Source organism: Stenotrophomonas sp. VV52 (assembly GCF_002893095.1).
Taxonomy (GTDB): domain Bacteria; phylum Pseudomonadota; class Gammaproteobacteria; order Xanthomonadales; family Xanthomonadaceae; genus Stenotrophomonas; species Stenotrophomonas aracearum.
Window position 1 is genome coordinate 88,556 of sequence record NZ_PKQQ01000008.1, and the last position, 22,517, is coordinate 111,072.

The 22,517-nt window shown below is 68.3% G+C and carries 18 protein-coding genes and 1 pseudogene; 17 read left to right on the forward strand and 2 right to left on the reverse strand.

Features of this window, described 5'->3' with window-relative positions; all coding sequences use genetic code 11:
• Positions 1-10: 10 nt before the first annotated feature.
• From rsmH to lpxC, 14 genes and pseudogenes are all read left to right on the forward strand, one after another.
• Positions 11-979: a 16S rRNA (cytosine(1402)-N(4))-methyltransferase RsmH gene (gene rsmH, locus C2U58_RS13910; RefSeq protein ID WP_102946383.1), complete on the forward strand. Its 969-nt coding sequence runs from the start codon at positions 11-13 to the stop codon at positions 977-979.
• On the forward strand, positions 976-1,239 hold the full coding sequence (ftsL, locus tag C2U58_RS13915) for a cell division protein FtsL (RefSeq protein ID WP_068849221.1): 264 nt from the start codon (positions 976-978) through the stop codon (positions 1,237-1,239). Before rsmH ends, ftsL begins: the two co-directional genes overlap by 4 nt.
• Positions 1,236-3,083: a penicillin-binding transpeptidase domain-containing protein gene (locus C2U58_RS13920; protein ID WP_102946384.1), complete on the forward strand. Its 1,848-nt coding sequence runs from the start codon at positions 1,236-1,238 to the stop codon at positions 3,081-3,083. The genes ftsL and C2U58_RS13920 overlap by 4 nt, the downstream gene beginning before the upstream one ends.
• On the forward strand, positions 3,080-4,561 hold the full coding sequence (locus C2U58_RS13925; protein ID WP_102946385.1) for a UDP-N-acetylmuramoyl-L-alanyl-D-glutamate--2,6-diaminopimelate ligase: 1,482 nt from the start codon (positions 3,080-3,082) through the stop codon (positions 4,559-4,561). The genes C2U58_RS13920 and C2U58_RS13925 overlap by 4 nt, the downstream gene beginning before the upstream one ends.
• Complete coding sequence (murF, locus tag C2U58_RS13930) at positions 4,558-5,952, forward strand: UDP-N-acetylmuramoyl-tripeptide--D-alanyl-D-alanine ligase (protein ID WP_102946386.1); 1,395 nt, start codon at positions 4,558-4,560, stop codon at positions 5,950-5,952. Before C2U58_RS13925 ends, murF begins: the two co-directional genes overlap by 4 nt.
• On the forward strand, positions 5,942-7,027 hold the full coding sequence (mraY, locus tag C2U58_RS13935; RefSeq protein WP_068849228.1) for a phospho-N-acetylmuramoyl-pentapeptide-transferase: 1,086 nt from the start codon (positions 5,942-5,944) through the stop codon (positions 7,025-7,027). Before murF ends, mraY begins: the two co-directional genes overlap by 11 nt.
• Positions 7,027-8,352, forward strand: coding sequence for a putative lipid II flippase FtsW (ftsW, locus tag C2U58_RS13940; protein WP_102946387.1), 1,326 nt, complete (start codon positions 7,027-7,029; stop codon positions 8,350-8,352). The genes mraY and ftsW overlap by 1 nt, the downstream gene beginning before the upstream one ends.
• The gene (gene murG, locus C2U58_RS13945; protein WP_102946388.1) at positions 8,349-9,434 is read left to right on the forward strand and encodes an undecaprenyldiphospho-muramoylpentapeptide beta-N-acetylglucosaminyltransferase; all 1,086 of its coding nucleotides are present in this window, start codon (positions 8,349-8,351) and stop codon (positions 9,432-9,434) included. Before ftsW ends, murG begins: the two co-directional genes overlap by 4 nt.
• A 22-nt stretch (positions 9,435-9,456) precedes the next feature.
• Positions 9,457-10,893, forward strand: a complete 1,437-nt coding sequence (gene murC / locus C2U58_RS13950) for a UDP-N-acetylmuramate--L-alanine ligase (RefSeq protein WP_102946389.1) — start codon at positions 9,457-9,459, stop codon at positions 10,891-10,893.
• Positions 10,890-11,852, forward strand: coding sequence for a D-alanine--D-alanine ligase (locus C2U58_RS13955; protein ID WP_102946390.1), 963 nt, complete (start codon positions 10,890-10,892; stop codon positions 11,850-11,852). The genes murC and C2U58_RS13955 overlap by 4 nt, the downstream gene beginning before the upstream one ends.
• Positions 11,849-12,526 (forward strand): annotated as a pseudogene (locus C2U58_RS13960) (cell division protein FtsQ/DivIB); the annotation flags it as partial. The gene C2U58_RS13955 and the pseudogene C2U58_RS13960, both read left to right, overlap by 4 nt.
• Before the next feature lie 62 nt (positions 12,527-12,588).
• Complete coding sequence (ftsA, locus tag C2U58_RS13965) at positions 12,589-13,824, forward strand: cell division protein FtsA (protein ID WP_070209161.1); 1,236 nt, start codon at positions 12,589-12,591, stop codon at positions 13,822-13,824.
• A 174-nt stretch (positions 13,825-13,998) separates the two neighbouring features.
• Positions 13,999-15,225 carry a cell division protein FtsZ gene (gene ftsZ / locus C2U58_RS13970; protein WP_102946392.1) on the forward strand — a complete coding sequence of 409 codons (1,227 nt, stop codon included), beginning with the start codon at positions 13,999-14,001 and terminating at the stop codon, positions 15,223-15,225.
• A gap of 172 nt (positions 15,226-15,397) precedes the next feature.
• Positions 15,398-16,309: a UDP-3-O-acyl-N-acetylglucosamine deacetylase gene (gene lpxC / locus C2U58_RS13975; RefSeq protein WP_102946393.1), complete on the forward strand. Its 912-nt coding sequence runs from the start codon at positions 15,398-15,400 to the stop codon at positions 16,307-16,309.
• Positions 16,310-16,589: 280 nt separating this feature from the next.
• On the opposite strand, the gene C2U58_RS13980 is transcribed toward lpxC, so the two are convergent.
• Positions 16,590-17,018, reverse strand: coding sequence for a DUF721 domain-containing protein (locus C2U58_RS13980; RefSeq protein ID WP_102946394.1), 429 nt, complete (start codon positions 17,016-17,018; stop codon positions 16,590-16,592).
• Between the two features lie 12 nt (positions 17,019-17,030).
• Between C2U58_RS13980 and C2U58_RS13985 the strand changes: the two genes are divergently transcribed.
• From C2U58_RS13985 to C2U58_RS13995, 3 genes are all read left to right on the forward strand, one after another.
• Positions 17,031-17,981: a M23 family metallopeptidase gene (locus C2U58_RS13985; protein ID WP_102946395.1), complete on the forward strand. Its 951-nt coding sequence runs from the start codon at positions 17,031-17,033 to the stop codon at positions 17,979-17,981.
• A 164-nt stretch (positions 17,982-18,145) separates the two neighbouring features.
• The gene (gene secA / locus C2U58_RS13990) at positions 18,146-20,878 is read left to right on the forward strand and encodes a preprotein translocase subunit SecA (RefSeq protein WP_102946396.1); all 2,733 of its coding nucleotides are present in this window, start codon (positions 18,146-18,148) and stop codon (positions 20,876-20,878) included.
• 48 nt (positions 20,879-20,926) lie between these two features.
• Positions 20,927-21,880: a Nudix family hydrolase gene (locus C2U58_RS13995; protein ID WP_102946397.1), complete on the forward strand. Its 954-nt coding sequence runs from the start codon at positions 20,927-20,929 to the stop codon at positions 21,878-21,880.
• Between the two features lie 45 nt (positions 21,881-21,925).
• On the opposite strand, the gene C2U58_RS14000 is transcribed toward C2U58_RS13995, so the two are convergent.
• Positions 21,926-22,513, reverse strand: a complete 588-nt coding sequence (locus C2U58_RS14000; RefSeq protein WP_102946398.1) for a DUF4124 domain-containing protein — start codon at positions 22,511-22,513, stop codon at positions 21,926-21,928.
• Positions 22,514-22,517: the final 4 nt, after the last annotated feature.

Genomic DNA, 22,517 nt, shown 5'->3' on the forward strand with positions numbered 1-22,517 from the left:
GGGTGCCCGGGTGCGCGGAGGCGCGCAGACCGGTCACCTTCCGGTGTCGCAGTCGCCGGCGGGCCACCTGCCGGTCCTGTACACGCAGGTCCTGGACGGCCTGAGGGTGATCGAAAACGGAACGTATCTCGATGGCACGTTTGGTCGTGGCGGCCATGCCCGCGGCGTGCTCGAGCAACTCGGTCCCGGAGGCCGGCTGCTGGTCATGGACAAGGATCCCGAAGCGATTGCGGTAGCCGAGCGCGATTTCGCGCCGGACCCGCGCGTGGCGATCTTCCGTGGCAGCTTCGCCGACCTGCTGCACTGGAACGAAACCGCCGAGGGCCTGGACGGGGTGCTGTTCGACCTGGGCGTGTCCTCGCCGCAGCTGGACGTGGCCGAGCGCGGTTTCAGCTTCGGCAAGGACGGTCCGCTGGACATGCGCATGGACCCGGACAGCGGCGAAAGCGCGGCGCAGTGGCTCAACCGCGTGGAAGAGCGCGAGCTGATGGACGTGCTGTGGACCTATGGCGAAGAGCGCCAGGGCCGCCGCATCGCCCGTGCCATCATCGCCCGCCGCGAGAAGCAGCCGTTCTCCCGCACCGCCGAACTGGCCGAGCTGATCGCCTCGGTGATGCCGCGTGGCAAGGACAAGATCCACCCGGCAACGCGCAGCTTCCAGGCCATCCGCATCCACATCAACCGCGAACTGGCCGACCTTGAAGCCGGCCTGGACGCGGCGATGGCACGGCTCAAGCCCGGTGGCCGGCTGGCAGTGATCAGCTTCCATTCGCTGGAAGACCGCATCGTCAAGCAGTTCATGAACCGCCACGCCAAGGCGCCGCCGAGCAACCGCCGGCTGCCCGAGCTGGCCGCGTTCGTGCCAACCCTGGACCTGATCGGCGGTGCCATCAAGGCCGAGGACGACGAACTGGCGGTCAACCCGCGCTCGCGCAGCGCCGTGCTGCGCGTGGCCGAAAAGCGCGCGGTGGCCGCATGAGCCGCCTGCTGCTGGTCGTGCTGCTGGCCTGCACCATCGCCTCGGCGATCGGTGTGGTGTTCATGCGCCACCGCCATCGGCAGACCTTCGTCGAACTGTCGCGCGTGGAGCGCGCCCGCGACGAACTGAACATCGAGTTCGGCCGCCTGCAGCTGGAGCAGGCGACCCTGGCCGAAGCCACCCGCGTCGACCGCGTGGCGCGCGAGCGGCTGGGCATGAAATTCCCGGAAGCGGCCGACGTCGTGGTGGTGCGGCCATGAACAAGACCGGCCGCAACCGTGCCCGCAACAGCTTCAACCTGCGCCAGCGCCTGAAGTGGGTCGGACTGGCGCTGGGCCTGTGCTCGGTCTCGCTGGTTGGCCGCGCCGCCTACGTGCAGCTGGTCAACAGCGACTTCTACCAGCGCCAGGGCGAAGCGCGTTACCTGCGCGAACTGCCGATCAACACCTCGCGCGGCATGATCACCGACCGCAACGGCGAGCCGGTGGCGGTGTCGACCCCGGTCGCTTCGATCTGGGTCAATCCGCAGGAACTGATGCGCGCCCCGGACCGCATTCCGGAGCTGGCCACTGCGCTGGGCATGCCGCTCGATGAGCTCTCCACCAAGCTCAGCCAGAAGGCCGACAAGGAATTCATGTACCTGCGCCGCCGGATCAACCCGGACGATGCAGAGAAAGTAGTAGCACTGAAGATTCCAGGCGTGGCCTCGCAGCGCGAGTTCCGCCGCTTCTACCCGCAGGGTGAGGCGATGGCGCACGTGCTCGGCTTCACCAACATCGACGACCGCGGCCAGGAAGGGCTGGAGCTGGCCTTCGACGAATGGCTGCGCGGCAAGGCCGGCGCCAAGCGCGTGATCCGCAACCGCAAGGGCGACACGGTCGAGAGCGACCTGCTGCGCGCCGCCGAGCCGGGCAAGGACCTGACCCTGAGCATCGACCGCCGCATCCAGTTCCTGGCGTTCAAGGAACTGCGCAACGCGCTGATCGAGAACAAGGCTGCGGGCGGCTCCATGGTGATCATGGACGTGGCCACCGGCGAAGTGCTGGCGATGGTCAACCTGCCGACCTACAACCCCAATTCGGTGGGCGGCGCCGCGCCGGACACCCGTCGCAACCGCGCGGTGACCGACCTGGTCGAGCCCGGTTCGACCATGAAGCCGCTGACCATCGCCTCGGCGCTGCAGTCCGGCGTGGTCACCAAGGACACCACGGTCGACACCAACCCGGGCTACATGGCGATCGGCCGCTATACGATCAAGGACGTACCGCGCAACAACGGCGTGCTCAACGTCACCGGCGTGATCACCCGCAGCTCGAACATCGGTGCGGCCAAGATCGCCGCCAAGATGCCCGACCAGGTGTTCTACGACCATGTGCACAGCTTCGGCTACGGCACCTCGCCGCACAGCGGCTTCCCGGGCGAGTCGGCCGGCGTGTTCCCGCGCCCGGCGCGCTGGAGCGGCTCGTCCAAGACCACCATGTCCTACGGCTACGGCCTGAACGTCACCCCGCTCCAGATCGCCACCGCGTACTCGGCACTGGGCAACGGCGGCAAGCTGATCGCGCCGACCTTCGTCAAGGGCCAGCGCAACGAAGGCAAGCAGATCATCGACGAGAATGTCGCGAAAGAAGTCGTGGCGATGATGGAAACCGTGGTCACCCAGGGCGGCGCCAAGCAGGCGGCGGTGCTGGGCTACCACGTGGCCGGCAAGACCGGCACCGCGCGCAAGGCCGGCCCCGGCGGCTATGAGCGTGGCCATTACAACGCGCTGTTCGCCGGCGTGGTGCCGGCCAGCAACCCGCGCTTTGCTACGGTGATCGTGATCAACGACCCGCAGGCCGGCAAGTACTACGGTGGCCTGGTGTCGGCCCCGGTGTTCCACAACGTCATGGAAGGCGCGCTGCGCCTGATGGACGTGCCGCCGGACGATATCGACTCCTGGCTGGCCGCGCAGCAGTCCGGAAAGATGGGCCACGCCGCTGCCTCGCTGCCGACCCCGCCGCCGGCCGAAGCCGTGGTCGCCCCCGACGCCGCCGCCGAATTCGATGCCGCGCTGCCCAGCGCGCACGCCACGTTGCCGCCCGCGCAGGGAGGCACGCAATGAGCCAGATGATGTTGCTTTCGCAGTTGCTTCCCGATGTGGTGCTCAGCCACGACCCGTCGATTACCGGCCTGGTCCTGGACAGCCGCGCGGTCCGCCCCGGCAACGCCTTCGTGGCGATTGCCGGCTTCGGCGCGCACGGGCTGGGCTTCGTCGACCAGGCCCGCGCCGCCGGTGCGGCCGCGATCCTGTTCGATCCGCCGGCCCCGGCCGAGCTTCCGGCCCCGGCCGACGCCATTGCCGTTCCCGGGCTGCGCAGCCGCATGGGTGGCATGGCCGACCAGTTCCATGGCCACCCGTCGCGTGCGATGACCATGGTCGGGGTGACCGGCACCAACGGCAAGACCTCCACCGTGCAGCTGCTGGCCCAGGCCTGGCACCTGCTCGGTACCCCCAGCGGCAGCATCGGCACGCTCGGCGTCGGCCTGTACGGCAACGTGGTGCCGACCGGCTTCACCACCCCGCTGGTGCTGCAGATGCATGAAGTGCTGGCGCAGCTGCGCGACCAGGGCGCGCGTGCGGTGGCGATGGAAGTCAGCTCGCATGCGCTCGACCAGGGCCGCGTGGATGCCGTGCATTACGACGTGGCGGTGTTCACCAACCTCACCCGCGACCATCTCGACTACCACGGCGACATGGCCCGGTACGGCGCCGCCAAGGCCAGGCTGTTCCACCGCGCCGGCCTGAAGGCGGCGGTGGTCAACCTGGACGACAGCTTCGGCAGCGAACTGCTGCGCACCGTCGACGCGGGTGTGCAGCAGATCGGGGTCAGCTCGCGCGGCGCGCAGCACGCCACCCTGCGTGCCGACTCGCTGCGCCTGGACGGCCGCGGCATCGCTTTCGACCTGGTGGTCGACGGCGCGCGCCACCCGGTGCAGTCGCCGCTGCTGGGCCGCTTCAACGTGGACAACCTGCTTGGCGTGGCCGGTGCACTGTTCGCGCTGGGCCACGCACCGGCCGACATCGCCGTGCTGCTCTCGCAGCTGCAGCCGATCGCCGGACGCATGAACCGGCTCGGCGGCACGGACGGCCAGCCGACCGTGGTGATCGACTACGCACATACCCCCGACGCGCTGGAGCAGGCGCTGTCCAGCCTGCACGGCCACCTGGCCGGCCGCCTGTTCTGCGTGTTCGGCTGCGGCGGCGAGCGCGATACCGGCAAGCGCCCGCAGATGGCGGCCATTGCCGAGCGCCTGGCCAACGTGGTGATCGTCACCGACGACAACCCGCGCGGCGAAGACGGCGACGTCATCGTGGCCGACATCGTGGCCGGCCTGGCCCGCCCGGCTGCGGCCACGGTGCAGCGCGACCGCGCCGCGGCGATCGCCACGGCGATCGGCCAAGCGGGCGAGGGCGACATCGTGCTGATCGCCGGCAAGGGCCACGAGCCCTACCAGGAAATCCACGGCGTGCAGTACCCGTTCAACGACACCGAGGTGGCGGCCCGCGTGCTGTCGCAGCGGCATGGGGGCGCACGATGAAGCGCACCCCGCTGTCGCTGATCGCGCATTGGGCCGGTGGCGAGATCCATGGCGAAGACACCGCCATCGACGCCATCAGCAACGACACCCGCACCCTCGCACCGGGCAGCCTGTACGTGGCCCTGCGCGGCGAGCGCTTCGACGGCCATGACTTCGCCGCCGATGCGGTGGCGCGCGGCGCCAGCGCGATGCTGGTCGAACGCCTGCTCGACGTGGCCGTGCCGCAGATCGTGGTCGGCGACAGCGAGCACGCGCTCGGGCGCATCGCCGCCGGCATGCAGCGCGACCGCAGCGCCGCGGTGTTCGCGATCACCGGCAGCAACGGCAAGACCAGCGTCAAGAGCCTGCTGCTGGCGATCCTGGAGCAGGTCGCGCGCGAGCGCGGTGCGGTGGTGTATGCCAACCCGGGCAACCGCAACAACGAGATCGGCCTGCCGCTGGCGGTGATCGACGCCCCGGAAGACGCCGACTTCGCCGTCTACGAGATGGGCGCCGGCAAGCCGGGCGACATCGCCTACCTCACCGACATCGCCCGCCCGCAGTACGCGCTGGTCAACAACATCGCGCCGGCGCACCTGGAGCGGATGGGCAGCCTGCAGGGCGTGGCCAGCACCAAGGGCGCGATCTACGCCGCGCTGCCGGCCGACGGCGTGGCGGTGATCAACGCCGACGACGCCTATGGCGCCTGGTTCGAACAGCACGTGGTCGGCCAGCCGCCGCGCAGCCGGGTGCTGCGTTATGCGCTGGACCACAGTGCCGACGTCACCGCGCAGGCGATCAAGCCGGCCGCCGACGGCAGCCAGTTCACCCTGGTCGCCCCGACCGGCGCGGTCAGCCTCACGCTCGCCCTGCCGGGTCGCCACAACATCAGCAACGCGCTGGCCGCGGCCTCGCTGGCGCTGGCCGCCGGCATCGGCCTGGACAGCATCGCCGCCGGCCTGGCCCGCGCCGAACCGGTGCCGGGCCGCCAGATCGCGCACCGCCTGCCCAGCGGCGCGGTGCTGATCGACGACAGCTACAACGCCAACCCTGGTTCGCTGGCCGCCGCCATCGACGCGCTGGCCGCGTCGAAGGACGAGGCCTGGCTGGTACTGGGCGACATGCGCGAACTCGGTCCGGATGGTGAGGCCCTGCACGCGCAGGCCGGCCGCCGTGCACGCGAGGCCGGGCTGAAGCGCCTGTACACGCTGGGCACGCTGAGCGCTGCGGCATCGCAGGCGTTCGGCGAGGGCGGCCGCCATTTCCAGACCCATGACGCGCTGGCCGCGGTGCTGGCCAACGGACTGCATGCTGGCGTGCGCTGCCTGGTCAAGGGCTCGCGCGGCAGCGCCATGGACAAGATTGTGAAAGCGCTGCTGGCGCGAGGAGAGGAAACCCCCCATGTTGCTTGAACTGGCTCGATGGCTGCAGCAGTTGGAGAGCCTGTTCGGCTTGTTCGGCTACCTGACCCTGCGCGGCATTCTCGCTGCGCTTACCGCGTTGTTCCTGTCGCTGTGGCTGGGCCCGGCGATGATCCGCAAGCTGGCCCAGTTCAAGGGCGGCCAGCCGATCCGCACCGACGGCCCGCAGACCCACTTCTCCAAGGCCGGCACGCCGACCATGGGCGGTTCGCTGATCCTGCTCACCATCACCCTGTCGGTGCTGCTGTGGGCCGACCTGCGCAACCGCTACGTGTGGGTGGTGCTGGCGGTGATGCTGTGCTTCGGCGCGATCGGCTGGTACGACGACTGGATCAAGATCGTGCGCCGCGACCCGAACGGCCTGAAGTCGCGCTGGAAGTACCTGCTGCAGTCGATCTTCGGCCTCGCCGCCGGCCTGTTCCTGTTCTACACCGCCGACGTGCCGGCCGCGCTGACCTTCTACATCCCGATGTTCAAGTCGGTGGCGCTGCCGCTGGCCGGGATCAGCTTCGTGGCGATCGCCTACTTCTGGATCGTCGGCTTCTCCAACGCGGTCAACCTGACCGACGGCCTGGACGGGCTGGCGATCATGCCGACCGTGCTGGTCGCCTGCGCGCTGGGCGTGTTCGCCTACGCCTCGGGCAACGTGGTGTTCTCCAACTACCTGCAGATCCCGCAGATCCCGGGCGCCGGTGAACTGGTCATCATCTGCGCGGCCATCGCCGGCGCAGGCCTGGGCTTCCTGTGGTTCAACACCTACCCGGCCATGGTGTTCATGGGCGACATCGGTGCGCTGGCGCTGGGCGCGGTGCTGGGCACCATCGCCGTCATCACCCGCCAGGAGCTGGTGCTGGTGATCATGGGCGGCGTGTTCGTGATCGAAACGCTGTCGGTGATGATCCAGGTCGCCTCGTTCAAGCTGACCGGCAAGCGCGTGTTCCGCATGGCGCCGATCCACCACCACTTCGAACTCAAGGGCTGGCCGGAGCCGCGCGTGATCGTGCGCTTCTGGATCATCTCGGTGGTGCTGGTGCTGATCGGCCTGGCCACGTTGAAGGTCCGCTGATGAACGACCTGTCGCGCCAGGCAACCCGCCTTGAAGCCATCGGAGGCCACTTCGACAAGTGGCTGCTGGGCGCGATCATCGCGCTCACCGGGCTGGGTGTGGTGATGGTCGCGTCGAGCTCGATCGCGCTGATGAGCAGCCCGTTCTACTACCTCAACCGTCATCTGATCTTCCTGGCGGTGGGTATCGTGCTGGCCGGCATCGCCATGCGCACCGAGCTCAAGAGCATCGAGCAGTACAACCAGATGCTGCTGCTGGGCTGCTTCGCGCTGCTGGTGGTGGTGTTCATTCCGGGCCTGGGCAGCAGCGTCAACGGCGCCCGCCGCTGGATCAACCTGGGCTTCTCCAAGTTCCAGACCGTCGAAGCGGTGAAGGTGCTCTACATCGTGTGGCTGTCCAGCTACCTGGTGCGCTTCCGCGACGAGGTCAATGCGACCTGGCCGGCGATGCTCAAGCCGCTCGGCGTGGCCGGCGCGCTGGTGGTGCTGTTGCTGCTGCAGCCCGACTTCGGTTCCTCGACCCTGCTGCTGGCGATCACCGCCGGCATGCTGGTGCTGGGCGGGGTGAACCTGCCGCGCATGTCGATGCCGATCGTGTTCGGGCTGGTGGCGATGAGCGCGCTGGCGATCATCGAACCGTACCGCATGCGCCGCATCACTTCGTTCTGGGACCCGTGGGCCGACCAGCAGGGCGACGGCTACCAGCTGTCCAACGCGCTGATGGCGGTGGGCCGTGGCGAGTGGACCGGCGTCGGGCTGGGCAACTCGGTGCAGAAGCTGTACTACCTGCCCGAAGCGCATACCGACTTCATCTTCTCGGTCACTGCCGAGGAGCTGGGCTTCGTCGGCACCTGCCTGATCGTGGCGCTGTACGCGCTGCTGGCCGGGCGCGCGTTCTGGATCGGCATGCGCTGCGTGGAGATGAAGCGCCACTTCTCAGGCTACATCGCCTTCGGCATCGGCCTGTGGGTGAGCATGCAGAGCTTCGTTTCGATTGGCGTGAACCTGGGCATCCTGCCGACCAAGGGCCTGACCCTGCCGCTGATCTCCTCGGGCGGCTCGAGCATCCTGATGACCTGCGTGGCGATGGGCCTGCTGCTGCGCGTGTCCTACGAACTGGACCGTGCCGAACGCCGCCAGGCAGTGCGCATGGGCGCGGCCGACCTCGACGAGGCGGCTCCGGTCGAAGCACCGGCCAGCGCCAGCGCCGTGGCTGCGGCCATGCAGGAACGCGAGCCGCGCGCCGCCGCGCACCGCGACAGCGCCCCGCGTGGCACCAGCCGCATGCAGCAGCGCATTGAACCGACCCTGGGGAGGATGGGATGAACGCCTCTTCTTCGCAGCGTCCGGTGATGATCATGGCCGGTGGCACCGGCGGCCACATTTTCCCCGGCCTGGCCGTGGCCCGGGTGCTGCGCGCGCGTGGCATTCCGGTGACCTGGCTGGGCAGCGACGGCGGCATGGAAACCCGGCTGGTGCCGCAGCACGACATCCACATCGACACGCTGGCGATCAGTGGCCTGCGCGGCAAGGGCAAGCTGGCCCTGCTGACCGCGCCCGGGCGCCTGCTGCGCGCGGTGCGATCGGCCGGCTTCCTGATCCGCGACCGCCAGCCGCGTGCGGTGATCGCCTTCGGTGGCTTCGCCTCCGGTCCCGGCGGCCTGGCCGCGCGCCTGCACGGCCTGCCGCTGCTGGTGCACGAACAGAACCGCGCGCCGGGCCTGACCAACCGCGTGCTGTCGCGCTTCGCGCGGCGGCTGCTGACCGGCTTCCCGGGCAGCTTCGCGCAGCGCGAGGAAGCGGTGGGCAACCCGGTCCGCGCCGAAATCGCCGCGATCGCCGCGCCGGAACAGCGCCTGGCCGACCGCCAGGGCCCGCTGCGGCTGCTGGTGCTGGGTGGCAGCCAGGGCGCACGCGCGCTCAACAACGCGGTGCCCAATGCATTGGCCGCGCTGGGCGACAGCGTGTCCGTGCAGGTGCGCCACCAGAGCGGCGAAAAGCTGCACGCCGAAGCGCTGAAGGCCTACCAGGACGCGGGCGTCAGCGCGCAGGTGGAACCGTTCATCGCCGACATGGCCGAGGCCTTCGGCTGGGCCGACCTGGTGGTGTGCCGTTCCGGTGCTTCCACCCTGGCCGAGCTGTGCGCGGTCGGCGTGGGCAGCGTGCTGGTGCCGTTCGCCGCCGCGGTCGACGACCACCAGACCCGCAACGCCGAGTACCTGGTCGAGCGTGGCGCGGCCGTGCTGCTGAAGCAGGACGACGCGCTCGCCCCTGCACTGCAGGGCGTGCTGCGCGAGCTGGCCACGAATCCCGGCCGACGCATGCAGATGGCCGTGGCCGCGCGTGCGCTGGCCAAGGTCGATGCCGCAGAGCGCATCGCCGACATCATCCTCGAGGAATCCAAATGAACACCGCTACGCGAGGCCGCGCATGATCCGCCGCCTTCACGACACCAATGACCTGGTGCGCGCCTTCCCGCGCGTGCATTTCGTCGGCATTGGCGGCACCGGCATGAGCGGCATCGCCGAAGTGATGCTGACCCTGGGCTATGAAGTGTCCGGTTCGGACAACGCCGACAACGCCGCGACCCGTCGCCTGGCCAGCCTGGGCGCGCGCGTGATGCGCGGCCATTCGGCGGCCAACGTGCTGGGTACCGACTGCGTGGTGGTGTCCAGCGCGATCCGCGAAGACAACCCGGAACTGATGGAAGCGCGCAGCCAGCGCATTCCGATCATGCAGCGTGCGGCAATGCTGGCCGAACTGATGCGCTTCCGCCGCGGCATCGCGGTGGCCGGTACCCACGGCAAGACCACCACCACCAGCCTCACTGCGGCGGTGCTGAGCGAAGGCGGGCTGGACCCGACCTTCGTGATCGGCGGCCAGCTGCTGGCGGCCGGTGCCAACGCCAAGCTCGGCGGCGGGCAGTGGCTGGTGGCCGAGGCCGATGAAAGCGACGGCAGCTTCCTGCGCCTGAACCCGCTGGTCTCGATCATCACGAACATCGATGCCGACCACCTGGAAAACTACGGCAACGACTTCGGCCGCGTGCAGGCCGCCTTCGCCGAATTCCTGCAGCGCCTGCCGTTCTACGGCCTGGCGGTGCTGTGCATCGACGACCCGGAAGTGGCCGCACTGGCCGCGCAGACCCCGCGCCACGTGATGAGCTACGGCATGAGCAGCAACGCCGACGTGCGCGCCGAGGACGTGGTCCAGGACGGCCCGCGCATGCGCTTCACCCTGCGCCTGCCGGAAGGCAGCAGCCATCCGGTGACCCTGGCCCTGCCGGGCGCGCACAACGTGCTCAACGCCCTGGCCGCTGCTGCGGTGGGCTGGCAGCTGGGTGTGGCGCCGGACGCCATCGCGCGCGCGCTGGAAAGCTTCGCCGGCATCGGCCGCCGCTTCAACGACCTGGGCATCGTCACCACCAGGACCGGTGCGCGCGTGCGGGTGATCGACGACTACGGCCACCACCCGCGCGAGCTGGCGGCGGTGTTCGCTGCCGCCCGTGGCGGCTGGCCGGACCAGCGCCTGGTCGTGGCCTTCCAGCCGCACCGCTACAGCCGCACCCGTGACCAGTTCGACGCGTTCGCCGCGGTGCTGTCCGAAGTGGACGCACTGGTGTTGAGCGAGGTCTACCCGGCCGGCGAAGCGCCGATTCCCGGTGCCGACTCGCGCTCGCTGGCGCGCGCCATCCGCGCGCGCGGCCGCAGCGAGCCGGTCGTGGTCGGCGTAGCGGCCGAACTGCAGAACGTGCTGCCCGATGTCCTGCAGGACGGCGACCTGCTGCTGATGATGGGCGCCGGCGATATCGGCCACGTGGCCCACGTCGTCGCTACCGAAGGTTTTGGCGAGGGCCCTGCCGCATGAACACGCCTGTCTTCCCGCCGCTGCGCGTCACCGATCCGGCCCTGTTCGGCCGTGTCGCCGTGCTGCTGGGCGGCACCTCCAGCGAACGCGAAGTGTCGCTGGATTCCGGTCGCAACGTGATCGAGGCGCTGCGCGCGCGCGGCGTCAACGCGATCGCCGTGGACGGCATCCCGGCGCTGACCCTGGCGCTGGTGGAAAAGCGCTTCGATCGCGTCTTCAACATCCTGCACGGCCACAACGGTGGCGGTGAGGACGGCATCGTGCAGGGGCTGATGGAGGCCTTCGGCGTGCCGTACACCGGTTCGGACGTGCTCGGCTCCGCGCTGGGCATGGACAAGATCCGCACCAAGCAGGTCTGGCTGTCGCTGGGCCTGCCGACCCCGCAGTACCGCAAGGTCACTGCCGAAACCGTCCACGCGCACGCGGCCGAACTCGGCCTGCCGGTGGTGGTCAAGCCGGCCAACGAAGGCTCCAGCGTGGGCATCAGCCGGGTCACGGATGAAGCCGGCCTGGACGACGCGGTGGCGCTGGCTGCGCGCTACGACGGCCAGCTGCTGATGGAGCAGATGGTGGTCGGCGACGAACTCACCGTGGGCATCCTCGGCGACCAGGCGCTGCCCTCGATCCGGATCGTGCCCAAGGGCCAGTGGTACGACTACAACGCCAAGTACCTGGCCGACGACACCCAGTACCTGTGCCCGGGCCTGGACGGCGACGACGAAGTCGAGATCCGCCGCATCGCGCTGGAGGCGTTCCGCGCCGCCGGGTGCCGCGGCTGGGGCCGCGTCGATGTGATGCGCGACCGCGCCAGCGGCCGCTTCTACCTGCTCGAAGTGAACACCGCGCCGGGCATGACCAGCCATTCGCTGGTGCCCAAGGCGGCCGGCCAGGCCGGGATCGGCTTTGAAGAGCTGGTCTGGCGCGTACTCGAACAGACCGTGGAGACCCGCCACGCATGAACGCGGCGCTGCGCATCTTCGTCTGGTTGCTGGCCCTGTCGCTGGTGGCGCTGCCCGTGGTGGCGGTGCTCAACGGCTGGGTCGGTGCCGAACGCTGGCCGCTGGCCAAGCTGCGCGTGCACGGCGAGTTCAAGCGGGTGCCGGCCGAACAGCTGCAGCAGGTGGTGCTGCCGTATGCGCGCTCCGGATTCTTCGCGGTCAAGCTGCAGGACGCCCAGGACGCGATCGAAACGCTGCCGTGGGTGGAAAGCGCGCAGGTGCGCAAGCAATGGCCGGACGTGCTGGAAATCACCTTGGTCGAGCACAAGCCGTTCGCACGCTGGGGCAAGGACCGGCTGCTGTCCGAGCAGGGCAAGCTGTTCGCCACCCCGCAGAAGCTGCAGGACCTCAAGCTCCCCGACCTGGACGGCCCGGACACCCAGACCCAGGAAGTGGTGGCGCTGTACAACGACGCGCGCGCGCTGTTCGCACCGGCCGGGGTCGACGTGACCCGGGTCAACATGGATGCGCGCGGCAGCTGGTCGCTGCAGCTGAGCAACGGCACCGAAGTGGTGGTCGGCCGCGATGACGCGCGCTCGCGCCTGCAGCGCTTCGTGCGCGTCCTGCCGCAGCTGGCCAACCAGCAGGTGCCGATCGAGCGCGCCGACCTCCGCTATACCAATGGTTTCACGCTGAGCTGGGGTACCCCGGCCGCGGCCGCGCCGGCCAATGTGGCGCACAGCACGCAGGACAGGACATGAATCGCAAGGGTGACAAATCGCTGATCGTCGGCTTGGACATCGGCACCTCCAAGGTGGTCGCACTGGTCGGCGAGTACTCGCCGGGCAATCCGATCGAGGTGATCGGCATCGGCTCGCATGAGTCGCGCGGGCTCAAGCGCGGCGTGGTGGTGGACATCGAATCGACCGTGCAGTCGATCCAGCGCGCGGTCGAAGAGGCCGAGCTGATGGCCGGCTGCGAGATCCGCTCGGTGTATGCCTCGATCTCGGGCAACCACGTGCAGTGCAAGAACTCGCCGGGGATCGTGCCGATCCGCGACGGCGAAGTGACCTGGGGCGACCTCGACCGCGTGCTGGATGCGGCCAAGGCGGTGGCCATTCCTGCCGACCAGAAGATCCTGCATGCGATCCCGCGCGAGTACGTGCTGGACGACTCGCAGGAAGGCATCCGCAACCCGGTCGGCATGACCGGCGTGCGCCTGGAAGTGCATGCCCACCTGGTGGTATGCGCGCAGTCGGCGGCGGCCAACATCAGCAAGTGCGTGCAGCGCTGCGGCCTGCAGGTGGACGACCTGGTGCTCTCCTCGCTGGCCTCCAGCGTGGCAGTGCTGACCGCCGACGAGCGCGAACTGGGCGTGGTGCTGGTCGACATGGGCGCCGGCACCACCGACCTGGCCGTGTTCGTGCAGGGCGCGATCTGCCACACCGCCTCGCTGCCGATCGCCGGCGACCACGTCACCAACGACATCGCGCACATGCTGCGCACGCCGACCCCGGAAGCCGAGCAGATCAAGGTGCGCTACGCCTGCGCCCTGGCCCAGCTGGCCACCGCGGAGGAAAGCATCCAGGTGCCCAGCGTCGGCGACCGTCCGCCGCGCCGGATGCCGCGCCACGCGCTCGCCCAGGCGGTGCAGGGCCGTTACGAAGAGATCTTCGAGATGGTGCAGGCCGAACTGCGCCGTTCCGGCTTCGAGGAACTGGTGCGTGCCGGCATGGTGCTCACCGGTGGTGCCTCGAAGATGGAAGGCGTGGTCGAACTGGCCGAGGAAATGCTGCAGATGCCGGTACGCGTGGGCATTCCGCAGCACGTCACCGGGCTGGGCGAAGTGGTCGGCAATCCCGTGCACGCCACCGGCGTGGGCCTGCTGCTGATGGGCAGCCAGACCGAACATCCGCGCCGTCCGTCGCTGCCCACCGGGCGCGCGGGCAGCATGTTCAACAAACTCAAGACATGGTTCCGGGGCGAGTTCTGACGCCCCGGGGCGATACCGCCGGTTGACCATCGGCGTGCTTCAAACCGGGAAACATTCCGGCGCACCACACCGCTACATACATAACCCACACAGCCGCAACGGCAACATGCAGCGCAATGGCAGGACGCCAAAGCGCCCATGCCAACCAGAAGCGGATATAACGAGGACACGGACATGGCGCATTTCGAACTGATTGAGAAGATGGCACCCAATGCGGTGATCAAGGTGATCGGCGTGGGCGGCGGCGGCGGCAACGCCGTGGCGCACATGGTCAGCACCAGCGTGGACGGCGTGGAATTCATCACCGCCAACACCGACTCGCAGGCCATCAAGAATTGCGGTGCCAAGCTGCAGCTGCAGCTGGGTACCAACGTCACCAAGGGCCTGGGCGCAGGCGCGAATCCGGAAGTGGGCCGCCAGGCCGCGCTGGAAGACCGCGAGCGCATCATGGACGCCCTGCAGGGCGCGGACATGGTGTTCATCACCGCCGGCATGGGCGGTGGCACCGGTACCGGCGCTGCGCCGGTGGTGGCACAGCTGGCCAAGGAAATGGGCATCCTGACCGTGGCCGTGGTCACCAAGCCGTTCCCGTTCGAAGGCCGTCGCCGCATGCAGGTCGCGCTGAAGGGCATCGAGGAACTGAGCCAGCACTGCGACTCGCTGATCACCATTCCGAACGAAAAGCTGATCACCGTGCTCGGCCGCAACGCCACCATGATCCAGGCCTTCCGCGCCGCCAACGACGTGCTGCAGGGCGCCGTGCAGGGCATCGCCGACCTGATCGTGCGTCCAGGCCTGATCAACGTCGACTTCGCCGACGTGCGCACCGTCATGTCCGAAATGGGCCTGGCGATGATGGGTACCGGCACCGCCCGCGGCGATGACCGCGCCCAGGCCGCCGCCGAAGCCGCCATCCAGAACCCGCTGCTGGACGATGTGAACCTGGCCGGTGCCAACGGCATCCTGGTCAACATCACCGCCGGCGCCGACTTCACCATGGCCGAGTTCGACGAGATCGGCCGCACCATCGACGGCTTCGCCTCCGAAGACGCCACCGTGGTGGTCGGTACCGTGCTGGATCCGGACATGCAGGACGAGGTCCGCGTGACCGTGGTCGCCACCGGCCTGAACCGCGCCGTGGCCGCCAAGAGCCAGCGTCCGGGCGAGCGCGCACCGATCAAGCTGGTCCGCAACGCCACCACCGGCCAGCCGGAGTTCGGCGACTTCGACAACGGCGCCGACGCGGTGTCCAAGGCCGTCGGCGGCATGGGCCTGGGCCTGCGTCGTCCCAGCGCCGACACCGTGGCTGCCTCGGCACCGGCGTCCTCGGGTCCGGCCACGGCCGAACTGCCCAACGATTACCTGGACATCCCGGCGTTCCTGCGCCGCCAGGCGGACTGAGGATCGCCAGCCGGGGCCTTGTCCTCCCCGGTGAGCGCCTCCATGTCCCTTGCTGCCGGGCCAGGATGGGCCCGGCAGTCTGCCGTCTCCGGTTCAGAAAGGAGCGGTGGTAGTGCGTGTTATTCTTGTTTGTCACTGCCGCGCTGACCGCGCGCTTCCCCCGGTTGCCCCCATGATTCCCCAACGCACCCTCAAGAACACGATCCGCGCCACGGGCGTTGGCCTGCACAGCGGTGACAAGGTCTACATGACCCTGCGCCCGGCGCCGGTCAATCACGGCATCGTGTTCCGGCGCGTGGACCTGGACCCGGTGGTGGAAGTGCCGGCCCGTGCCGACCTGGTCACCGAAGTGACCCTGTGCACCGGCCTGACCTGCAACGACGCCAAGATCCAGACCGTCGAACACCTGATGTCGGCCCTGGCCGGCTTGGGCGTGGACAACATCATCGTGGAGCTGTCCTCGGCCGAGCTGCCGATCATGGACGGTTCCTCCGGCCCGTTCGTGTTCCTGCTGCAGTCGGCAGGCATCGCCGAACAGGACGCGCCGAAGCGCTTCATCCGCATCCTCAAGACGGTGGAAGTCACCGACGGCGACAAGGTCGCCCGCTTCGAGCCCTATGAAGGCTACAAGCTCGGTTTCACCATCCAGTTCGACCACCCGATGATCCCGGCCAAGCAGTCGCGCGCCGAGATCGAGTTCTCCACGGCCGCCTACACCAGGGAAATCGCCCGCGCGCGCACCTTCGGCTTCATGCGCGACCTGGAGTACATGCGCGAGCGCAACCTCGGCCTGGGCGGTTCGATGGACAACGCCATCGTGCTCGACGAATTCCGCGTGCTCAACGACGACGGCCTGCGTTATGCCGACGAGTTCGTGCGCCACAAGATCCTCGACGCGATCGGCGATCTCTACCTCGCCGGCGGCCAGGTGCTGGGCGCCTACGAAGGCTTCAAGTCCGGCCACGCGCTCAACAACCAGCTGGTGCGCGCCCTGCTGGCCGATGCCAGCGCCTGGGAGTGGGTCAGCTACGAAGCCCCGAGCAGCGACGTCCCGGTCGTATACGGCGTCCCTGCATACTCGTAAGTGATTGAAAACGTAGAAAAAAGAACGGCGCCCTCGGCGCCGTTCTGCATTCCGGGCCGCGCCCGGATGTGATGTTGATGTCAATGAACCGTCTACGTACCGTGGTCACATTTTTGTGAACCCGATCCCGTTTCCGACCAACTTTAACGTTTATTTAATAAAAGAATAACGACTGGTCGACCCGGCGCGGCTACGATGGCCGCCGGCTCCCTGCCAGATTCACACCTTTGTGACGACGACGGGGAAGGGGCGGGACGCCCCGATGCCTGCGGGTCGTGGATCAGTCCACGTCCTTCAGACAGGCCAACGCGTCGCGTAGCCCTTTGTGCGTGGCGGCTGAAACTGCGTGGGGGCCATTCCTGTTGTCGATCGCTGGGGAGCGTGGAGGAGGGGCAGCCGCGGTTTTGACGGTCACCTTGGTGACCTTCAGCCCGATGGAACGGGCCGCGTCGATCAGCTGTGCTTCGGCAAGCCGCACCTTGGCATGCCACACGGCGGAGTCGACGACAAAAACGAGGTGTTCGCCGTTTACATTCGCCAGCCGGCAACGGGTGGCCAGGGTAGGCGGCAGATGGGGGCGCAACTGACGGTCCAGCGTGTCGAGCCACAGCGCACGACGCAGCGGGTTGCTGGTTTTGCCATCCATGACTGCATCCAGCGCCGGCTTCGGGGCGGATGCGGGACGGGCACTGGATTTCGGCTCAGACATGAAAACTCACTGATGGCATTCAAAAAGATCGTAATCAAAACGCGTGAAGGACAGGCCAAGACGCCGCTTGCGCGTTTGCGTTTCTACTTCGAGGACAGGCCCCGCGCCCTGCTGGGCAGCGTGCTCGGCCTGGGTTGCCTGATCGGCTTCGGTGCCGGCCTGGGCGGCAGCATGTTCAATGATTCCCGGCTCCACGCCAAGGTCGCCCAGCAGGAACGCGACCTGGCCAAGGCCCAGCAGGACGCGCAGACCCAGGTCAACGCGCTGGCCGCCCGGATGGGCGAGCTGCAGGCGCAGGCGACCCGGCTCAACGCGCTCGGCGAGCGCCTGACCCAGATGGGCAAGCTGGAAGACGGCGAGTTCGACTTCAACGAGACCCCCGGCCTCGGTGAAGGCGAACCCGGCCCGACCCAGGACATCCCGGTCAGCGCGGTCAACGCCGACTTACAGGTGCTGGAGCAGCGCTTCGCTGCTTCAGGCCGCCAGTTGTCGGTGATGGAGTCGCTGATGTTCGACCATCAGCTGGACCAGAACGCGGTGCCGGGTCGCATGCCGATCCGCAACAGCTACATCACCTCCAGCTTCGGCGGTCGCGCCGACCCGTTCGGTCGCGGTCGCGGCAACCACAAGGGCATCGATTTCCATGCCAAGGTCGGCGACCCGGTGATGTCCGTGGCCGACGGCGTGGTCAGCTTCGCCGGCGTGAAGGGCGGCTATGGCAACGTGGTCGACGTCGACCATGGCAACGGCTACGTGACCCGCTACGCGCACAATTCGCGCCTGGTGGTGAAGGTTGGCGCGCTGGTCCGGGCCGGGCAGGAAGTGGCCAAGGCCGGTTCCACGGGCCGTTCCACCGGTGCCCACGTGCACTTCGAGGTCTGGGAACGCGGCCAGGTGGTCAACCCGCGCAAGTTCCTGGGCGACGGCGGCAATACCCCGGTCGGGCGGGTCTCCCGCGGCTGAGGGCTGCATCTGGCGGATCGCGGGCGCTTGAAACCAAGTGCCCTCGTCCCAAGCTACAATGGGTGTTGCCATAGACAGGGCGCGATGCGCCCTGTTTCGTTTGCGGCGGGCGGTCCCAGGGGGAGCGCCGCCGTTGGGGCGTCTCATTCCAACCGGTTCCTTCAATGATCAACAGCCTGCTTACCCGCGTCTTCGGCAGTCGTAACGAACGCCAGCTGCGCCAGCTCAACCGCATCGTCGCCAAGATCAATGCGTTGGAGCCGGACATCGAAAAGCTCTCCGACGAGCAGCTCAAGGCCAAGACCCCGGAGTTCAAGCAGCGCATCGCCGACGGCGAAGCCCTGGACAAGGTCCTGCCGGAAGCCTTCGCGGTCTGCCGCGAGGCCAGCCGCCGCGTGCTCGGCATGCGCCACTACGACGTCCAGCTGATCGGCGGCATGGTCCTGCACCTGGGCAAGATCGCTGAAATGCGCACCGGTGAAGGCAAGACCCTGGTGGCCACGCTGCCGGTGTACCTGAACGCGCTGGAAGGCAAGGGCGTGCACGTGGTCACCGTGAACGACTACCTGGCCCGCCGCGACTCCGCGCAGATGGGCAAGCTGTACAACTGGCTCGGCATGAGCGTCGGCGTGGTCTACCCGGGCATGCCGCACAGCGACAAGCGCGAGGCCTATGCCAGCGACATCACCTACGGCACCAACAACGAATTCGGCTTCGACTACCTGCGCGACAACATGGCGCTGTCGCGTGCCGACCGGTACCAGCGCGGCCTGCACTACGCCATCGTCGACGAGGTCGACTCGATCCTGATCGACGAAGCGCGTACCCCGCTGATCATCTCCGGCCCGGCCGACGATTCCCCGGAGCTGTACATCCGCGTCAACCGCGTGGTGCCCAGCCTGATCCGCCAGGAAGCCGAAGAAGGCGAGGGCGACTTCTGGGTCGACGAGAAGGGCAAGCAGGTGCACCTGTCCGAAGCGGGCATGGAGCACGCCGAGCAGCTGCTGGTCGACGCCGGCATCCTCAGCGCCGAAACCGAAGGCCTGTACGCGGCGCAGAACCTGACCGTGGTCCACCACCTCAATGCCGCGCTGCGCGCGCATGCCATCTACCAGCGCGACGTCGATTACATCGTGCGCGACGGTGAAGTGGTGATCGTGGACGAATTCACCGGCCGTACCCTGGCCGGCCGCCGCTGGTCGGATGGCCTGCACCAGGCGGTGGAAGCGAAGGAAGGCGTGCCGGTCCAGCGCGAGAACCAGACCCTGGCCAGCATCACCTTCCAGAACCTGTTCCGCATGTACAAGAAGCTGTCCGGCATGACCGGTACGGCCGACACCGAAGCCTACGAATTCCAGAGCATCTACGGCCTGGAAGTGGTGGTCATCCCGACCAACCGCCCGACCATCCGCAAGGACTCGCCGGACCAGGTGTTCCTCAACCGCAACGGCAAGTTCAACGCCGTGCTGGCCGACATCCAGGAGTGCAACACGCGCGGCCAGCCCGTGCTGGTCGGCACCACCTCGATCGAAACCTCGGAAATGCTGTCCGAGCACCTGCGCAAGGCCGGCGTGCACCACGAAGTACTCAACGCCAAGCAGCACGACCGCGAAGCGACCATCATCGCCAACGCCGGCATGCCCGGTGCCGTGACCATCGCCACCAACATGGCCGGTCGCGGTACCGACATCGTGCTGGGCGGTTCGCATGAAGCGGAGCTGCACGCGCTGGGCGAAGACGCCACTGCCGAGCAGCGCGCCAAGGTCAAGGCCGACTGGCAGGTCCGCCATGACCAGGTCAAGGCGGCCGGCGGCCTGCACATCGTGGGCACCGAACGCCACGAATCGCGCCGTATCGACAACCAGCTGCGCGGTCGCTCCGGCCGCCAGGGCGACCCGGGTTCCTCGCGCTTCTACCTGTCGCTCGAAGACAACCTGATGCGCATCTTCGCCTCGGACTGGGTCCAGAAGGCGATGCGCATGATGGGCATGAAGGAAGACGACGTCATCGAAGACCGCCTGGTCAGCCGCCAGATCGAAAAGGCGCAGCGCAAGGTCGAAGCGCACAACTTCGACATCCGCAAGAACCTGCTGGACTTCGACGACGTCAACAACGACCAGCGCAAGGTCATCTATTCGCAGCGCGATGAACTGCTCGACGCCGAGTCGGTCAAGGACAACGTCGACGGCATCCGCGGCGACGTGATCTTCGACATCGTGGCGCGCTTCGTGCCGCCGAACTCGATCGACGAACAGTGGGACCTGGCCGGCCTGGAGGCGACGCTGGCCTCCGAGCTGGGCCTGCAGATGGACGTCACCGGCCTGCTCAAGCAGCACGAAGAGCTCGACGCCGAAGCCATCGCCAACAAGGTGCAGGCGCGTGTCGACGAGCACTTCGAGCAGAAGGAAGCCGGTGTGGGCGAAGAGACCATGCGTGCGCTGGAAAAGCACGTCATGCTGACGGTGCTCGACCAGAGCTGGAAGGAACACCTGGCCCGCATGGATTACCTGCGCCAGGGCATCTACCTGCGCGGTTACGCGCAGAAGCAGCCCAAGCAGGAATACAAGAAGGAAGCCTTCGAGCTGTTCTCGGAAATGCTGGAGAACGTCAAGCGCGAAGTGGTGACCCTGCTGGCACGTGTGCGCATCCGCAGCGAAGAAGAAGTGGCGGCGCTGGAAGCGGCCGAGCGCCAGCAGGCCGAAGCGCGCCTGCTGCAGTCGCAGTTCCAGCACCAGAACGTGGGTGGCTACGGCGCCGACGAGGAAGCAGCCGACGTGGAAGCGCAGCGCAACGGCGTGGCCCAGGTCTCGCGCGACGAACCCAAGGTCGGCCGCAACGACCCGTGCCCCTGCGGCAGTGGCAAGAAATACAAGCACTGTCACGGCCAGCTGACCTGATCCAGGAAACCCCGCGAAAGCGGGGTTTTTTTATGCCATCCTGACCGCATGCCATCCCCCAGACGATCGATCCACGTCGTGGCTGCCGTCATCACCGATGCCCGCGGCCGCATCCTGCTCAACCGTCGCACCGAGAACCGCGACATGGCCGGCCTGTGGGAATTCCCCGGCGGCAAGCGCGAGGCCGGCGAGAGCTCCGAGCAGGCGCTGGTCCGCGAGCTGCGCGAAGAGCTGGGGATCGAGGCCGAGATCGGCGACTGGATCATGGACGTGCCGCAGGCCTACCCGGACAAGCACCTGCGCCTGGAAGTGCGGCATGTGCGCAGCTGGAAGGGCTCACCGCGCGGCCGCGAGGGCCAGGCGATCACCTGGGTGGCCCCGGACAAGCTGTCGCGCTACTCCATGCCCCCCGCCGACCTGCCGGTCGTGGCTGCGCTGCGCCACCCGGACCGCTACCTGATCACCCCCGAGCCGGACACCGACGAGGACGCCGCCCACCAGGACTGGTACGCGCGCCTGGCGCGCGCGCTGGACGCGGGGGTCCGCCGGGTGCAGCTGCGCACCCCGACCAGCCCGGCCCGCATCCAGCTGGCCGAGCAGGCCGTGTCGCGCCACCGCAGCGGGGTGCAGTGGCTGCTCAACCGCGACATCGAGCTGGCCCGCCGGCTGGGCGTGGGCGTGCACCTGGGCGGCGAGCAGCTCCTGCAGCTGGAGGCGCGGCCGTTGCCCGCCGAGCAGCTGGTGGCCGCCTCCTGCCACGACCTGCCGCAGCTGCAGGCCGCGCAGCGGCTGGGCTGTGACTTCGCCGTGCTCGGCCCGGTCCAGGCCACCACCAGCCATCCAGGCACCGCCCCGATCGGCTGGGAGGCCTTCGAAACCCTGCGCGCCCAGGTATCGCTGCCGATCTACGCCCTCGGCGGCCTGCACCCGGACGACATCACCCAGGCCCGCCGCCACGGCGCCCAGGGCATCGCCTCGATCAGCGCGTTGTGGCCGACATGACCACCGCGTAGCGTCACGCCACGCGTGTCCCACGCACTGCCCGAACTACAACGTAATCCAGAAACACCCATACGCCCGCCGCAACCCGAACACGGTCCGCGCCGGCGTCGCACTGTTCCCCAGGGTCTGCTCCAACCGCAACCCGATGGGGCGCGGCCGCGAAACCGGCGCCACTGTCGCCACCGCCTCGGCCAGGCTCGCGTTCGGATCCACCGGCACCGGCGTCGGCACTGCCGCCACCTCCGGATATACCGGCGCGATATCGATCAACGGCCGCTGCACCACCGACTCCAGCCGCCCGATGATGCTGTTGGCGGTGGCATCGGAAACATTGCCCCACAGGTAGATCGAGGACAGCCGATTCACGTCCTGCTGGCTGACCGCATCGCGGATCTGCCCGGTCAACTCGCTCAGCCGGCGAGCGCACCCGGCGCGGTAGATGCCGGTGTTACCGACCGAGGCCGCGCGCGGCGGCATCCGCGCACTGGCACCCAGCGAATCGCAGCTGCGGTCGGTGAACACGGTTTCGCCCTGCGCGGTGGTGCAGCGGTTCACGCGCTGCGCCTGTGCCTGCGCCCAAGGGGCCCAGCACAGCAGGCACAGCGACAACAGCAGAGCGGCGAGCAGTTTCATTGAA

Coding starts and splice junctions, on each gene's coding strand:
- ftsL (WP_068849221.1), top strand. CDS start 976: ATGAGCCGCCTGCTGCTGGTCGTGCTGCTGGCCTGCACCATCGCCTCG.
- C2U58_RS13920 (WP_102946384.1), top strand. CDS start 1,236: ATGAACAAGACCGGCCGCAACCGTGCCCGCAACAGCTTCAACCTGCGC.
- C2U58_RS13925 (WP_102946385.1), top strand. CDS start 3,080: ATGAGCCAGATGATGTTGCTTTCGCAGTTGCTTCCCGATGTGGTGCTC.
- murF (WP_102946386.1), top strand. CDS start 4,558: ATGAAGCGCACCCCGCTGTCGCTGATCGCGCATTGGGCCGGTGGCGAG.
- mraY (WP_068849228.1), top strand. CDS start 5,942: ATGTTGCTTGAACTGGCTCGATGGCTGCAGCAGTTGGAGAGCCTGTTC.
- ftsW (WP_102946387.1), top strand. CDS start 7,027: ATGAACGACCTGTCGCGCCAGGCAACCCGCCTTGAAGCCATCGGAGGC.
- murG (WP_102946388.1), top strand. CDS start 8,349: ATGAACGCCTCTTCTTCGCAGCGTCCGGTGATGATCATGGCCGGTGGC.
- murC (WP_102946389.1), top strand. CDS start 9,457: ATGATCCGCCGCCTTCACGACACCAATGACCTGGTGCGCGCCTTCCCG.
- C2U58_RS13955 (WP_102946390.1), top strand. CDS start 10,890: ATGAACACGCCTGTCTTCCCGCCGCTGCGCGTCACCGATCCGGCCCTG.
- ftsA (WP_070209161.1), top strand. CDS start 12,589: ATGAATCGCAAGGGTGACAAATCGCTGATCGTCGGCTTGGACATCGGC.
- ftsZ (WP_102946392.1), top strand. CDS start 13,999: ATGGCGCATTTCGAACTGATTGAGAAGATGGCACCCAATGCGGTGATC.
- lpxC (WP_102946393.1), top strand. CDS start 15,398: ATGATTCCCCAACGCACCCTCAAGAACACGATCCGCGCCACGGGCGTT.
- C2U58_RS13980 (WP_102946394.1), bottom strand. CDS start 17,018: ATGTCTGAGCCGAAATCCAGTGCCCGTCCCGCATCCGCCCCGAAGCCG.
- C2U58_RS13985 (WP_102946395.1), top strand. CDS start 17,031: ATGGCATTCAAAAAGATCGTAATCAAAACGCGTGAAGGACAGGCCAAG.
- secA (WP_102946396.1), top strand. CDS start 18,146: ATGATCAACAGCCTGCTTACCCGCGTCTTCGGCAGTCGTAACGAACGC.
- C2U58_RS13995 (WP_102946397.1), top strand. CDS start 20,927: ATGCCATCCCCCAGACGATCGATCCACGTCGTGGCTGCCGTCATCACC.
- C2U58_RS14000 (WP_102946398.1), bottom strand. CDS start 22,513: ATGAAACTGCTCGCCGCTCTGCTGTTGTCGCTGTGCCTGCTGTGCTGG.